This window comes from Kitasatospora sp. NPDC048239 (genome assembly GCF_043202015.1).
Lineage (GTDB): Bacteria > Actinomycetota > Actinomycetes > Streptomycetales > Streptomycetaceae > Kitasatospora.
Map to the genome: position 1 here is coordinate 57,491 of NZ_JBICZP010000002.1, position 13,154 is coordinate 70,644.

The 13,154-nt window shown below is 73.0% G+C and carries 9 protein-coding genes; 3 read left to right on the top strand and 6 right to left on the bottom strand.

All coding sequences use genetic code 11. The features are described 5' to 3' along the window. The first annotated feature begins 32 nt into the window (after positions 1 to 32). Positions 33 to 2,606: a bifunctional FO biosynthesis protein CofGH gene (locus ACGFZP_RS04280; protein WP_392928439.1), complete on the top strand. Its 2,574-nt coding sequence runs from the start codon at positions 33 to 35 to the stop codon at positions 2,604 to 2,606. Positions 2,607 to 2,673: 67 nt separating this feature from the next. Here the strand turns inward: ACGFZP_RS04280 and ACGFZP_RS04285 are convergent, their stop codons facing one another. Further along, positions 2,674 to 3,786 (bottom strand): tyrosine-protein phosphatase, encoded by a 1,113-nt coding sequence (locus ACGFZP_RS04285; protein ID WP_392928441.1) that lies wholly within the window; start codon positions 3,784 to 3,786, stop codon positions 2,674 to 2,676. A gap of 187 nt (positions 3,787 to 3,973) precedes the next feature. Here ACGFZP_RS04285 and ACGFZP_RS04290 point away from each other — a divergent pair, with 187 nt between their 5' ends. Then, a complete protein-coding gene (locus ACGFZP_RS04290) occupies positions 3,974 to 5,089 on the top strand; it encodes an ADP-ribosylglycohydrolase family protein (protein ID WP_392928443.1) in 1,116 nt (371 codons plus the stop codon). Positions 5,090 to 5,237: 148 nt separating this feature from the next. Here ACGFZP_RS04290 and ACGFZP_RS04295 read toward each other — a convergent pair whose 3' ends face one another. From ACGFZP_RS04295 to ACGFZP_RS04305, 3 genes are all read right to left on the bottom strand, one after another. Next, positions 5,238 to 5,447, bottom strand: coding sequence for a DUF397 domain-containing protein (locus ACGFZP_RS04295; RefSeq protein ID WP_392928445.1), 210 nt, complete (start codon positions 5,445 to 5,447; stop codon positions 5,238 to 5,240). Continuing rightward, positions 5,444 to 6,307 (bottom strand): helix-turn-helix domain-containing protein, encoded by an 864-nt coding sequence (locus ACGFZP_RS04300; protein WP_387942049.1) that lies wholly within the window; start codon positions 6,305 to 6,307, stop codon positions 5,444 to 5,446. The genes ACGFZP_RS04295 and ACGFZP_RS04300 overlap by 4 nt, the downstream gene beginning before the upstream one ends. 559 nt (positions 6,308 to 6,866) lie before the next feature. Beyond that, positions 6,867 to 7,616, bottom strand: a complete 750-nt coding sequence (locus ACGFZP_RS04305; RefSeq protein ID WP_392928447.1) for a GPP34 family phosphoprotein — start codon at positions 7,614 to 7,616, stop codon at positions 6,867 to 6,869. Between the two features lie 298 nt (positions 7,617 to 7,914). Between ACGFZP_RS04305 and ACGFZP_RS04310 the strand changes: the two genes are divergently transcribed. Continuing rightward, positions 7,915 to 10,146 carry a D-alanyl-D-alanine carboxypeptidase gene (locus ACGFZP_RS04310; RefSeq protein ID WP_392928450.1) on the top strand — a complete coding sequence of 744 codons (2,232 nt, stop codon included), beginning with the start codon at positions 7,915 to 7,917 and terminating at the stop codon, positions 10,144 to 10,146. 102 nt (positions 10,147 to 10,248) lie between these two features. Here ACGFZP_RS04310 and ACGFZP_RS04315 read toward each other — a convergent pair whose 3' ends face one another. Both ACGFZP_RS04315 and ACGFZP_RS04320 read right to left on the bottom strand, forming a co-directional pair. Further along, positions 10,249 to 11,361 carry a YhjD/YihY/BrkB family envelope integrity protein gene (locus ACGFZP_RS04315; RefSeq protein WP_392928451.1) on the bottom strand — a complete coding sequence of 371 codons (1,113 nt, stop codon included), beginning with the start codon at positions 11,359 to 11,361 and terminating at the stop codon, positions 10,249 to 10,251. Between the two features lie 108 nt (positions 11,362 to 11,469). Then, complete coding sequence (locus ACGFZP_RS04320) at positions 11,470 to 13,008, bottom strand: glycosyltransferase family 39 protein (protein WP_392928453.1); 1,539 nt, start codon at positions 13,006 to 13,008, stop codon at positions 11,470 to 11,472. Between the last annotated feature and the right edge of the window lie 146 nt (positions 13,009 to 13,154).

The following is a 13,154-nucleotide window of genomic DNA, read 5'->3' on the forward strand; positions in this document are numbered from 1 at the left end:
CGGACGTACGAGAACTGGCGTAGGGTCGCGCCATGGACGCAATGAACACCCCGACCGCGAACGCGATGCGGCGCGCCCTGCGCCGTGCCCGGGACGGTGTCGCGCTGGACGTGACCGAGGCGGCGGTCCTGCTCCAGGCCAGAGGGGCGGACCTGGGAGACCTCTGTTCGAGCGCCGCCCGGGTGCGCGACGCGGGTCTGGCGCAGGCCGGTCGGCCCGGCGTCATCACCTACTCCAAGAGCGTGTTCATCCCGCTCACCCGGCTCTGCCGCGACAAGTGCCACTACTGCACCTTCGTCACCGTCCCCGGCAAGCTGCGCCGGGCCGGCCACGGGATGTTCATGTCGCCGGACGAGGTGCTTGAGGTGGCCCGCCGGGGCGCCGAGCTGGGCTGCAAGGAGGCCCTGATCACGCTCGGCGACAAGCCCGAGGACCGCTGGCCCGAGGCCCGCGAGTGGCTGGACGCGCACGGCTACGACGACACCATCGCCTACGTCCGGGCGATGTCCATCCGCATCCTGGAGGAGACCGGGCTGCTACCGCACCTCAACCCCGGGGTGCTGAGCTGGACGGACTTCCAGCGGCTCAAGCCGGTCTCCGCCTCGATGGGCATGATGCTGGAGACCACCGCCACCCGGCTGTGGAGTGAGCCAGGCGGCCCGCACCACGGGTCGCCCGACAAGGAGCCGGCCGTCCGGCTGCGGGTGCTGGAGGACGCCGGGCGCAGCTCCGTCCCCTTCACCAGCGGGCTGCTGATCGGTATCGGCGAGACGTACCAGGAGCGCGCCGAGTCGCTGTTCGCCCTGCGCAAGGTCTCCCGGGCCTACCACGGCATCCAGGAGCTGATCCTGCAGAACTTCCGCGCCAAGCCGGACACGGCGATGCGCGGCATGCCGGACGCCGAGCTGGACGAGCTGGTCGCGACCGTCGCGGTGGCCCGGCACATCATGGGCCCGACGGCCTGTCTGCAGGCCCCGCCGAACCTGGTCGACGGGGAGTACGAGCGGCTGATCGGCGCCGGCATCGACGACTGGGGCGGCGTCTCGCCGCTGACGCCCGACCATGTGAACCCGGAGCGCCCCTGGCCGCAGATCGAGCGGCTGGCCGAGCGGTCGGCGGCGGCCGGCTTCGAGCTGCGCGAGCGCCTCGCGGTCTATCCGGAGTACGTCCGGCACGGCGAGCCCTGGCTGGACCCGCGGGTGCTGCCGCACGTCCGGGCGCTCAGCGATCCGCAGACCGGCCTGGCCCGCCCGGACGCCGTGGTCACCGGCCGCCCGTGGCAGGAGCCCGAGGACCTGCCCGCCTCGTACGGGCGGACCGACCTGCACGCCACCATCGACACCGAGGGCCGCACCGGGGACCGCCGGGCCGACTTCGAGGACGTCTACGGGGACTGGGAGGTGCTGCGCGAGCAGGTCCTCGCCAAGGGCGCCCCCGAGCGGTTGGCGGGCGATCTGCGCGGGGCCCTCGCGGTGGCCGCCGAGGACCCGACCAGGCTGACGGACGACCAGGCGCTCGCGCTCTTCCACGCGGACGGCCCGGCGCTGGACGCGCTCTGCCGGATCGCCGACGACGTCCGGCGCGACGCGGTCGGCGAGGACGTCACCTACTGCGTCACCCGGAACATCAACTTCACCAACGTCTGCTACACCGGCTGCCGGTTCTGCGCCTTCGCCCAGCGCCGTACCGACGCGGACGCCTACACCCTCTCGCTGGAGCAGGTCGCCGACCGGGCCGCGCAGGCGTGGGAGGTCGGCGCCACCGAGGTCTGCATGCAGGGCGGCATCCACCCGGACCTGCCCGGGCACGCCTACTTCGACATCGCCCGCGCGGTGAAGGAGCGGGTGCCCGGCATCCACGTGCACGCCTTCTCGCCGATGGAGGTGGTCAACGGCGCGACCCGCACCGGGCTGTCCATCCGCGACTGGCTCCAGCAGGCCAGGGAGGCAGGCCTGGACACCATCCCCGGGACGGCGGCCGAGATCCTGGACGACGACGTCCGCTGGGTGCTGACCAAGGGCAAGCTGCCCGCCGCGACCTGGGTGGAGGTCGTCACCACCGCGCACGAGCTGGGCATCCGCTCCTCCTCCACGATGATGTACGGGCACGTGGACACCCCGGCGCACTGGCTGGCGCACCTGCGGCTGCTCACGGAGATCCAGCAGCGCACCGGCGGGTTCACCGAGTTCGTGACGCTGCCGTTCATCCACACCAACGCGCCGGTCTACCTCGCGGGGATCGCCCGGCCCGGCCCGACCGCCCGGGACAACCGGGCGGTGGTCGCGATGGCGCGGCTCCTGCTGCACCCGCACATCCCCAACATCCAGACCAGCTGGGTGAAGCTGGGCGCCGAGGGCGCGGCCGAGATGCTCCGCTCCGGCGCCAACGACCTGGGCGGCACGCTGATGGAGGAGACCATCTCGCGGATGGCCGGGTCGGCGTACGGGAGCTACAAGTCGGTGCGCGACCTCCAGGCGATCGCCGAGGCGGCCGGCCGCCCGCACCGCCAGCGCACCACCACCTACGGCGAGGTGTCCGCCGAGCGCCTCGCCGCCGTGCTCGCCTCGGACGGGCACCTGCCGGAGCTGCTGCCCCTGGCGGACTGACCCGGCCGCCCGCCCGATCGCCGGGCGGTCCGTATCCCCTGGGGAGCGGACCGCCCATCGGCACGCCCTAGCCGACCAGCAGCTGGCTGCGCAGGTCGCGCAGGTCGCGCCCGTCCAGGCCGAGGCCGGACTTCAGGTAGGCGTCGAAGGAGCCGAAGCTCCGCTGGACCTCGTCGAAGCCGGCGTTCAGGTACTCCGGGCGGACGTCCAACAGCGGCTTGTAGACGGCCTGGTAGGCCGGGGGCAGCTTGGCCAGGGTGGCGGCGATCTCGGCGGCCCGGTAGGTGTTGCTGGCCAGGTAGTCGGCCTCGACGCTCTCGCGCGGCACGCCCAGCGCGGTGAGCAGCGCGGCGGAGGCCCAGCCGGTGCGGTCCTTGCCGGCGGTGCAGTGGAACAGGACGTTCTCGTCGTCGCGCTCCACCACGGAGTTCAGCAGCGCGTGGTAGGCGCCCTTGGCGCTGTCGGCGGAGACCATGGTGCGCTCGGCGTCGACCATCGCCTGGACGGCGGCCTGCGGGGTGGTGACGTTGAAGGCACCGGTGTCGGAGACGCCCAGCACGTTGGCGTCGACGACGGTGGCGCCGGTCGGGACGCGGTCCGGGGCGGTCTTCTGCTCGCCGGGCGTCCGCAGGTCGAACACGGTCCGGATGCCGAGGCGGCGCAGCTTGGCGAGGTCCTCGTCGGTGAGCTTGGAGAGGTCGCCGGAGCGGTAGACCACGCCGATCCGCACCCAGTGGCCGTCGGTGGTGCGGTAGCCGCCGGCGTCGCGGAAGTTGGGGGCGGACGCCAGGTGCAGCGAGCGGTCGGCGACGACGAGCGACTCGCCGCGGTCCGGGACGAGCTCGAAGTACCAGCGGTCGGCGGCGGCCAGGCCGGTGACGGTCACGGTGGCACTGCCGGCGCCCCGGGCGACCGGCTTGCGGTGGCGGATGTCCTCCGGGTCGGTGCCGGCGTAGACGGTGACTCCCAGGGTGCCGGGCGCGGTCCAGGCGAGGGTGAAACCGCCGTCGGCCTGCTGGGTGGCGGTGGCGGCGGTGAACGGGATGGCGTGCGCGGACTGCTTCGCCGCCGCGGCGGCCGCGGGGGCGGCCGGGGCGGCGAGGGCGAGCGCCGGGGTGCCGAGGACGAGTGCGCCGGTGAGGGCCAGCACGGTGGTCGGACGGGTGTGGGAGATGGTCATGGCCGGACGCTAGGGAGCCCCGGGTGGTGGTTCGTGTCCGCCGGGTGGCGCCGCAGCAACAAGATGTTGAAGTGCTGGTGAGCGAGGGAACCCCTCGACTTGTTCGGGCATTCGAATACAGTGCGATGGCGCGCGACCGGCCGAGCGTCGCGCGGCCCGATCCCCGGACGAAAGGCGCCCCGTCGTGATGCCACTGTGGTCACGCGCCCAGCAGCAGGACTTCCGCAGCCGGGTGCGGGGCTGCCTGATCGGCGGTGCGATCGGCGATGCGCTCGGCGCCGGCGTCGAGTTCGAGTCGCTGGAGAAGATCCGGGCGCTGCACGGGCCGCACGGCGTCACCGGCTACGTTCCCGCGTACGGCCGGCTCGGTGCGGTCACCGACGACACCCAGATGGTGCTGTTCACGCTGGACGGCCTGATCCGCGCCCACATCCGCCGGGACACCGGCAGTTGGCACCCGCCCACCGACATCCACCTCGCCTACCTGCGATGGGCCGCCACCCAGCGCGACTGGGGTCCGGACGAGCGGCGGGCCGACCTCGGCTGGCTCGGCCGCGAGGAGTGGCTGTACGCGCAGCGCGCCCCGGGCCAGGCCTGCCTGTCCGGCCTCTCCGGTCCGGAGGCGGACCGGCTGGGCACCCTGGAGGCGCCCAAGAACCCGCACTCCAAGGGCTGCGGCACGGTGATGCGGGCGGCGCCGTTCGGACTGCTCACCACCTGGGAGCCGGGCCTGGTGTTCCAGCTGGCGGTGGAGTGCTCGGTGCTGACCCACGGCCACCCCAGCGGGTACCTCTCGGCCGGGGCGCTCGCGGTGATCGTCCAGACCGCGGCCCGCGGCGGCACCCTGGAGGAGGGCGTCCACCTGGCGCTGGCGCTGCTCTCCGAGCGGCCGGCGCACGAGGAGACCACCGCCGCGCTGCGCGGGGCGCTGGACGCGGTCCGGGCCGGGGAGCCGTCGGCCGAGCGGGTCGAGGCGCTGGGGGAGGGCTGGGTCGCCGAGGAGGCGCTGGCGATCGGGGTCTACTGCGCGCTGGTCGCCCACGACGTGCGCTCGGGACTGCTGCTGGCGGTGAACCACTCCGGGGACAGCGACTCCACCGGCGCGATCTGCGGCAACCTGCTCGGGGTGCTGCACGGGGACACCGCGCTGCCGCCCGGCCTGGTGGCCGGCCTGGAGGGGCGCGGGGCGATCCTGGAGCTGGCCGACGACTTCGTCCTGGAGCTGATGCACGGGCCCGAACTGCACAGCCTGGAAACCCCGGAGGGCCTTGCCTGGTCCACGCGGTACCCGGTGCTGCGCTGACGCCCGGCTGCTGAGCAGGAGCAGGAATATCGGAGCAGAAGCCCCCGGACACGCAGTTGCCCGTAGCGGGGCCTGCCGCCGGGAGGACGGCGGACCCCGCTACGGGCAACTGGGCCGAGATCGGGCGGCCCGGGTGGAACCCGCAGGGTCAGAACCCGCCGAACGCACCGGATCCGGCGGCGGCGGCGAACGCGTTCCAGGCTTCGGAGGAGAAGTGCAGCCGTGGGCCCTGCGGGTCCTTGGAGTCCCGCACCGCCACTGCGCCCGCATCCGGCGCGGTGATCTCCACACAGGCGCCGTTGCCGCCGCTGTGACTGCTCTTCCGCCAGACCGTCCCGTTCTCGAAGGTGGTGCTCATTCGTGGTATCCCTCTTCAATCGTCGCTATCAGTGACCGGCTCTCCGCGACCCCCAGAGCCGCTGCCCGCAGGTGGTCGTAGAGACTGGTATAGCGGCGCACGTCGGCCTCCTTCTCCAGGTAGAGATCGCTCGTCACCCCTTCGAAGTAGACAACCGTGGAATCGGCTGACTCGGGGAACTCCAGCAGGGAGAATGTCCCGGTCATTCCGGGGTGGGCGCCGTGCGAGAACGGGATCACCTGGATGGTGATGTTCGGCCGCTGGCTCAGCTCCAGCATGTGCTTGAGCTGATCGGCCATCACCTCCCGGCTGCCGACCTCGCGGCGCAGCACCGCCTCGTCTATGACGGTCCAGAGACTGCCCAGCTGGTTCTCGCCGTGGACGCGGTCCTGGCGCTTCATCCGCACCTGGACCCGGCGCTGGACGGAGAGCGCGTCGGTGTCCGGCTGGGTGCCCACCACCACGGCGTGCGCGTACTGCTCGGTCTGGAGCAGGCCCGGGACGAAGGAGGACTCGTACGCCCGGATCGAGGAGGCCTCCGCCTCCAGGCCGATGTAGACGCTGTACGGGGTGGGCATGTCGTTGAAGTCGTGCCACCAGCCGCGCTGGCGGGACTCCCGGGCCATGTCCATCAGACTGCCGCGCATCTGTTCGTCGTTGACGTTGTAGACGTCGCAGAGGTCGCGGACGTCGCGCTGGCTGATGCTGCGCCGGCCGTTCTCCAGTCGGCTGATCTTCGACTGCGAGACCATCAGCCGCCCGGCCACCTCCTCCGCCGTCATCCCCAGGCCCTCGCGCAGCTTGCGCAGTTCGGCGCCGAGCCTTCTGCGGCGCACGGTGGGATTGATGTTCGCGGACACGTCGACCTCCGGCCGGACCTCTGGTGATCGTTGGAGCGGCATTCCTCGGAACACTGTGGAAATTGGGACCAACCCCCCTGACTTGGAGCAGCATGACACCTTGGCTCAGGTCGGCGCCGGGGAATCGCAGGAGCGCAGTAGAACAGATCATCGGAAAAGCGCTTCGGCGAGACAGCGGACACCCCCGGGTGGTAATGCGGGTCTGCGGCTCTCTCCGGTAGTGGTGCGATTGCTGGGTGCATGTGCGGGTGGCACATGCGGGGACGGCGTGGACACGGCTGGGGACGGCTTCGGAGTGGCTCCGGAGCGCCGCCGAAACGGTTCCGCACGGTTCCGGGTGGGGCTGACGGGACTGGACGGCTCCGAGTGGCCTGGAGGCCCTGGAGGCCCTGGAGGCCCGGGTGACTTCGGGGACGGCAGAGGGGCGGTCGCCGGCGACTTTCGTCGCGGGCGACCGCCCCTTGCTGCCTGCTGGTTGCTCACTGTCGGTGGACGGCGCGAACGGTGTGGCGAGCGCCGCTTGGCACACCGCCTGCCGGGCGCCCGGCGCCCGGCCTCGTCAGCGGACGCCGACGCGGGACACCGCGACCCGTCCGCCTGATCCGCTGCGGCCCGTCGAGCGCGGACCGGGGCGGCCCGCACCGGTCGGAGCGGCCTCGCTCTGGGGTGAACGGTTCTGCTGGCTGGGCAGGCCGTTCTGCACGTCCATCACGGCGTGCGCGACCATCCCGCCCAGCGGGTCGTACCTGATCAGATCGCGCAGCCGCGAGCGCGAGGACCGACCCTCGTTGCCCGGGTACAGGTGCTTGCCCAGGCCCACCGAGTGGGCCAGCGCGGCGAGCGCGGCCGTCCTCGGGTCCGGCGGCACACCCGTGCGGATGGCGGTGTCCAGCCGCTGCTTGATCGCGGCGTTGGTGCAGTCATCGGACGCCTGGTAGCGCGTCGTCGGCAGGACCCCGCACACCTGGCCCGGCACGGCCGTGACCATGCCGCAGCGCTCCAGGTGCGCCAGGTAGGTCTGCCGCAGCCCCAGCCGGGGCCCGCCGATCCAGTGCGCCGCGCGGACCGGGCTGCCGCGTCGGCGCAACAGCTCCAGTGCGTGGTCCAGTGTCGGATCGCCGGTGGGCCGTGGCAGCACCACGGCGATCCGGTCTCCTTCCGGGACTATCCGTCCGGCCAGGGACAGCTCGACGAGCTGGGCCCCGGCGAGTCCGAGGTCGAGGGTCTGCGGCTGCGCCGTGGTGCCCGTGGTCGGGTCCAAGGCGAGCAGCAAGAGTTCCTCGGGAACAGTTCTGCGGCTCTTGCCCATCCAAGCCTCCCCGCGTGGATGAATGACAGCGTGACGCCTCTCACACGGGCTTGTCGAGTACGCCTCCGAATCGTGACCTTGCGGCCGCGGCAGGGAACCGGCGGTGGCGGGCCCGGCGTCTGACCGGTGAACAGGCCGAGGTGCGACCGCGCGGCGACAATAAGCGCCGGTCGGGCGGGGTGTGGGCGGCCGGATCCGTCGTCGGTGGCGGAGACTGTACAGGTACACGGGGCGGGGCGTCGGCTTCCCGAAATCGGGTCTGCCGGTGCCCCGCCGGGCGTTGAGGAGGCTGGGTTACGTGGGCGAGTCCCCCGACAGGGTGCTGCGGGACGGCGAGCGGGAGCAGGAGCGGGACCGGGAGAGGACCGGTGCCGCCACCGATGCCGCGGCGGCCGCCGCTGCCGACGAGCCTGCCGAGGGCACGGCGGCCGGGGCCAAGGGCGGGGGTACGGTGCAGCTCCGGGTCCGGGATGTGGACACCCGGACGACCATGCTGCGCCTCCCCGTCGACAACGCGACCACGGCGCTGCGGCTGCCCGACGAGCTCGTCAGGTCGGCGCCCACGGAGGGCGGGTCCGCTGCTGACGGGCACGGGTCCGCGACCGCCGTCGGGAGTCCGGCGGTGGCCGAACCGGCCGACGGGGCGTCCGACCGCCCGGCCGGGCGCGACCCGCGTCTCGCCATCCGGACGGCTGGGGACGCCGACCCGGTCGTGCCGTCCGAGCGGACCGACCGGACGCAGCGGGCCGAAGCGTCCGTGACGGACGAGGAGCCGATCGACGGGGCGCCCGCCCAGGACGAGGAACCCGCGGCGGAGCAGCCCGCGTCGGCGGAGAGCGCGGAGAAGACCGAGAGCGCGGAGAGCGCGGAGAAGGCGGAGAGCGCGGAGAAGGCGGAGAAGACCGAGGGCGCGGGGAGGACGGAGAAGCTGGAGAAGCCGCGCCCCGCCGGCTCCCTCGCCGCCGCCGCGCCTTCCGTCCCGGCGACCGTCCCGGCGACCGCCCCGGCTCCGGGGGATGGCACCGTGCCGGAGCCCCCGGCACCGAGGCCGCTGCCCGAGCCCGAACCGGCCCCCGAGCCCGAGCCGCAGCCCGTACCCGCCCCGAAGCCGAAGCCGAAGCCCGAACCCGGTCCGGCCCCCGAGCCGCTGCCCGACCCGGACCGCCCGAGGGTGCCGCCCGCACCGCCGCTGCCGAAGCCCGAGCCGCTGCCCGACCCCGAACCGCTGCCCGGTCCCGAGCCGCTCCGCGCACCGGAGAACACCTCCGAGGCGATGGAGGTGCTGGCGACCCTCAACGCCCGCCCGGTCTCGCCGCTGCGCCGCGCGCTCAAGCGGATCACCATCTGGACCGTCTTCCTCGCCGTGGTGCTCGGCGCCGTGGTGGCCGCCCAGCTGCTCCGCCCGCTGCCCGACTCCAAGGTCAGGATGACCGCGCAGGGCGGCTACACCTTCACCGGCGACCCGCTCGACCTGGCCTGGCCCGCCAAGGGCCAGTCCGCCGCCGGCGTGGTCGGCGTCGGCAGCCTCGGCAGCTCCGGCCCGGAGACCCCGGCCTCGATCGCCAGCGTCACCAAGGTCATGAACGCCTACCTGATCCTCCAGGCGCACCCCCTGAAGAAGGGGGAGAGCGGCCCGAAGATCACCGTCGACAGGCAGGCCGCCCAGGAGTCCGGGAACGTCGACGAGTCCAGGGTCACCCTGACCGAGGGCCAGCAGCTCACCCAGTACCAGGCGTTGGAGCTGCTGATGCTGCCGTCGGCCAACAACGTGGCCCGGCTGCTGGCCCGCTGGGACTCAGGTTCGGAGGAGGCGTTCGTGAAGAAGATGAACGACACCGCCGTCCGGTTCGGGATGCCCAACACCGTCTACACCGACCCGGCCGGCTTCAGCCCGGACACCAAGAGCACCGCCAAGGACCAGCTGAAGCTCGCCGAGCAGGTCATGCAGGACGAGATCTTCCGGCAGATCGTCTCGACGCCGGACACCACCTTCAACAACCAGAAGATCTCCAACACCAACACCCTGATCTCCCCGAAGAACGGCATCATCGGCGTCAAGACCGGCTCCAGCACCCCGGCCGGCGGCTGCCTGATGTGGGCGGCGTACAAGGAGATCGGCGGGGTGAAGCGGCTGATCCTGGGCGTCACCCTGGGCCAGCCGGCGACCACCGCCGAGCCCAGCATCCTCAAGGTGGTCCAGAACGTCAGCGCCAAGCAGATCCAGGCCGCCCAGAACGGGCTAACCGGCCAGACCCTGGCCAAGCAGGGCGACGTCGTCGGCCAGGTGGACGACGGCCTCGGCGGCAGGATCCCGGTGGTCGCCACCAAGGACCTGACCGTGGCCGGCTTCCCCGGCGTCTCCGCCACCCTGGTCCTGGACCCGGCGAAGGTCGGCCACACCGCCAAGGCCGGCACCCGGGTCGGGGTCCTGCGCACCGGTGAGGGCGACAACCGGATCGAGGTCCCGGTGGTCCTCCAGTCCGACCTGGCCCCGCCGTCCATCCTCTCCAGGCTGACCCGCACGCTCTGACGGGCGCCCGACGGCAGCGGAGTGGGGAGTCGGCCCGGCCGACTTCCCACTCCGCTGCCGTTTGCGGGCCTGGATCCGGACCCCGGCGGCCCGCAGCGGGCCTCAGATCCGGACGCCGCCCCAGACCCCCGGCTCGGTCCGCGAGCCCAGCCAGTGGGCGATCATCTCCTCCTCCGCCACCACCCGGCCCAGTGCGATCGCCAGCGTCACCGCGGTGAAGGTCACGATCAGCCAGGAGAGGCCGGTGAAGATCACCCCGTAGGGCCCGAACTGGGCGACGCTGTGCGACATCGCGCGCGGCAGATAGATCCGTGAGGCCACCCCGAGGGCGGTCACCGCCGCCCCGCAGAGCACTGAGCCCGGGAGCAGCGGCAGCCAGCGCACCCGGCCCCCCAGCAGCAGGTGCTGTGTCCACCACCACAGCGCCGTCCCGCCGACGAAGGACAGCGGCACGCCCAGCCAGACGCCCTGGCCGAAGCCGTCCCGTACCGGGGTCTGGTAGACCATGCAGGTCAGCCAGACCACCAGCCAGACCAGCCAGCGCCAGGCGGCCAGCCGGGTGCCCGCCTTCGGCAGCTCCCAGCAGCGCTCGCAGACCCGCTGCATCGCCCGGCTCAGCGCCGTCGCCGAGAGCAGCGTCACCACGGCGCTCATGACCCCGATGGTGGTCTCCTCCGCATGGCTCGGGGTCAGCAGCTCCTGTACCGACTGCTGGGCCTGGCCCTGCAGCCCCAGCTCGGTGCGCAGGGAGTGCACCACGCCGTTGCGCACCGCCGCGGGTGCGAACACCGAGACCACGAACAGGGCGGGCAGCGCGCTCAGGAAGGCCTGGGCGGCGAGCCGGGTCGCGCAGTCCAGCAGGTTCACCCGCAGCAGCTGGCGGAGCGACCGGCCGACCAGCGGGACCTGCTCGGGCAGTCCGCGCGCGGTCGTCGTCAGCCTGCTGGACCGCTCCCGCATCCGGGCGACCCGGCCGGATACCGGAGGGCCGCCGTTCGCGCCGTCGGCCTGCCGGTCGTCGGCCTCTCCACCGTCGGCCTTCGCATCGCTGCCGCCGGGCTTCTCGCCGCTGCCGCTGCCGCTGCCGCTGTCGCCGCTGTCGCCGCTGCCGTGGTCGTCGCCGTGCTTGCCGTCGCCGTCGTGCCTGCCCTCGCCGTGGTCCTCGCCGTGGTCGTCGTCAGGGTCGGAGGGCGGGCCGGACGGCTGGTCGGTCACGGGCTCGTCCTCCTCGGCCGCGGACGCGCGGACGCCCGAGCGCGCCCTGGTCGCCGCGATCAATGATCGCCCGCCGACCGGGTACCCGCATCCGGGCGAGGAGCCGCCTCAGCCGGTGCGGTCCAGCAGCGCGACCGTGACCCCGCCGAGCGCCGTGACCTGGCTGGGGGCGCCGTAGTGCGCCCGCAGGGCCTGCGACTGGTCCCCGGGCAGGGCGGCCATCGGGTCGGCGGTGTCACCCAGGACCAGCAGCCATATCCGCTGCGCCTGCCCCAGGCAGTTGGCGGGCTGCGGGCAGGCGGAGGGGAAGAGGTCCTCGGCCTGCGCGGCGCTGTGCTCCACGAACACCGGGAACGGCTCGACGCCGTCCGGCAGGTAGAAGTCGACACCCGGGCCGATCATGGACCAGCTCTGGTTGCCGAGGGGAGCAGCCACCCCGTCACCGGGCCGGTACCCGGCGGCGATCAGATCGGCCGCCGCCTGGAAGTGCTCGCGCGCCCAGGTGTGTCCGTAGACCGTCCGCACCGCGACCAGCGCCGGCTTCGCCTCCACCAGGGGCACCACCAGCAGACCGACGGTGAGCAGCACCCCCGCCGCCCTGGCGTGCCCCGGCGTCCGGCTGCGCCGGGGGGCCGTCACCAGCGTGTACAGCGCGCCGATGCCGCCACCGCCCAGCACCGCCCAGGCGGGCACCGTGAACAGCAGGTACCGCTCAAGGAAGTACGAGGTGGTGCCGTTGCGCGAAACCACCCACACCGCGATCGCCGGCAGCACCGCCAGCAGCAGCATCTGGAGCGCGGGCAGCCGCCCGCCGGGCAGCAGCAGCGCGAGCAGGGCGAGGACGGTGATGGCGTGGTACACCCCGACCCCCCCGAACAGCGAGTCGCCGAGATGCACCAGCTCGTTCATCTCCGGCCGGACGATCCAGCCCAGCTGCCGCCCCGACTGCTCGTTGCCCAGCATCATCACCGGGATCGCCGGCAGCGCCGCGACGGCCACCGCCAGCGGGTACTGCCAGAGCAGCCGCCACGGCAGCGCGCTCCGGGTGCGCCACAGGTGCAGCAGGACCACGGCGACCTGCCCGGCGACGGTGCTGAGCGAGATCAGATGCCCTGCGCCCGCCACCGCCATGGCCACGCAGTACGGCGCCCAGCGCTGCCACCCCGGCCGGTCCAGTGCGCGCACAAGGAACCAGGTGGCCCCGGCCACCCCGCAGGTGACCAGTGCGTACGAGCGGGCCTCCTGGGCGTACCGGGTGATCTCCGGCACCACCGCGAAGAGCAGCCCGGCGCTGATGCCCGCGACCCGACCGCCGAACAGCCGCTCCGCGGTCAGGGCCACGAAGGCCGCGGCGGCCGTCATCGCCAGCACCGAGGGCATCCGCAGCGAGATGACCGAGTCGCCGAAGACCTCGGTCCACCCGTGCAACAGCAGGTAGTAGAAGCCGTTGCTGGCGTCGACGTGCTGCAGCAGCCGCAGCAGGTCCCCGAACGAACGGGTGGCCGCGGTCCAGGTGGACACCTCGTCGCGCCAGAACTCGGGCGTCCCGACGCGGAACCCCCCGACGAAGAGCATGGCGAGTGCCGGCAGCACCCACACCTGCCCCAGTACCCGGCGGACCGGACGCCACCCGGCGGCTGATGTCATGCTGAAGAGCCTCGTCGTCTAATCTGGTGCGGAATGCTTGATGCGGACAGGCCAGAGCCGGGGTGAGCCCCCCAACGGCCGGTACCGGCAAGCCGGTTCGCCCCAGGCTACTGGACCGTGATCTGACAGCCCGTCGCCCGGTCCCC

What these genes read in the sequence shown, in the direction of transcription:
- ACGFZP_RS04295 (WP_392928445.1), bottom strand. Translation starts at nt 5,447, where the DNA reads ATGAGCACCACCTTCGAGAACGGGACGGTCTGGCGGAAGAGCAGTCAC.
- ACGFZP_RS04280 (WP_392928439.1), top strand. Translation starts at nt 33, where the DNA reads ATGGACGCAATGAACACCCCGACCGCGAACGCGATGCGGCGCGCCCTG.
- ACGFZP_RS04320 (WP_392928453.1), bottom strand. Translation starts at nt 13,008, where the DNA reads ATGACATCAGCCGCCGGGTGGCGTCCGGTCCGCCGGGTACTGGGGCAG.
- ACGFZP_RS04285 (WP_392928441.1), bottom strand. Translation starts at nt 3,786, where the DNA reads ATGACCATCTCCCACACCCGTCCGACCACCGTGCTGGCCCTCACCGGC.
- ACGFZP_RS04305 (WP_392928447.1), bottom strand. Translation starts at nt 7,616, where the DNA reads ATGGGCAAGAGCCGCAGAACTGTTCCCGAGGAACTCTTGCTGCTCGCC.
- ACGFZP_RS04290 (WP_392928443.1), top strand. Translation starts at nt 3,974, where the DNA reads ATGCCACTGTGGTCACGCGCCCAGCAGCAGGACTTCCGCAGCCGGGTG.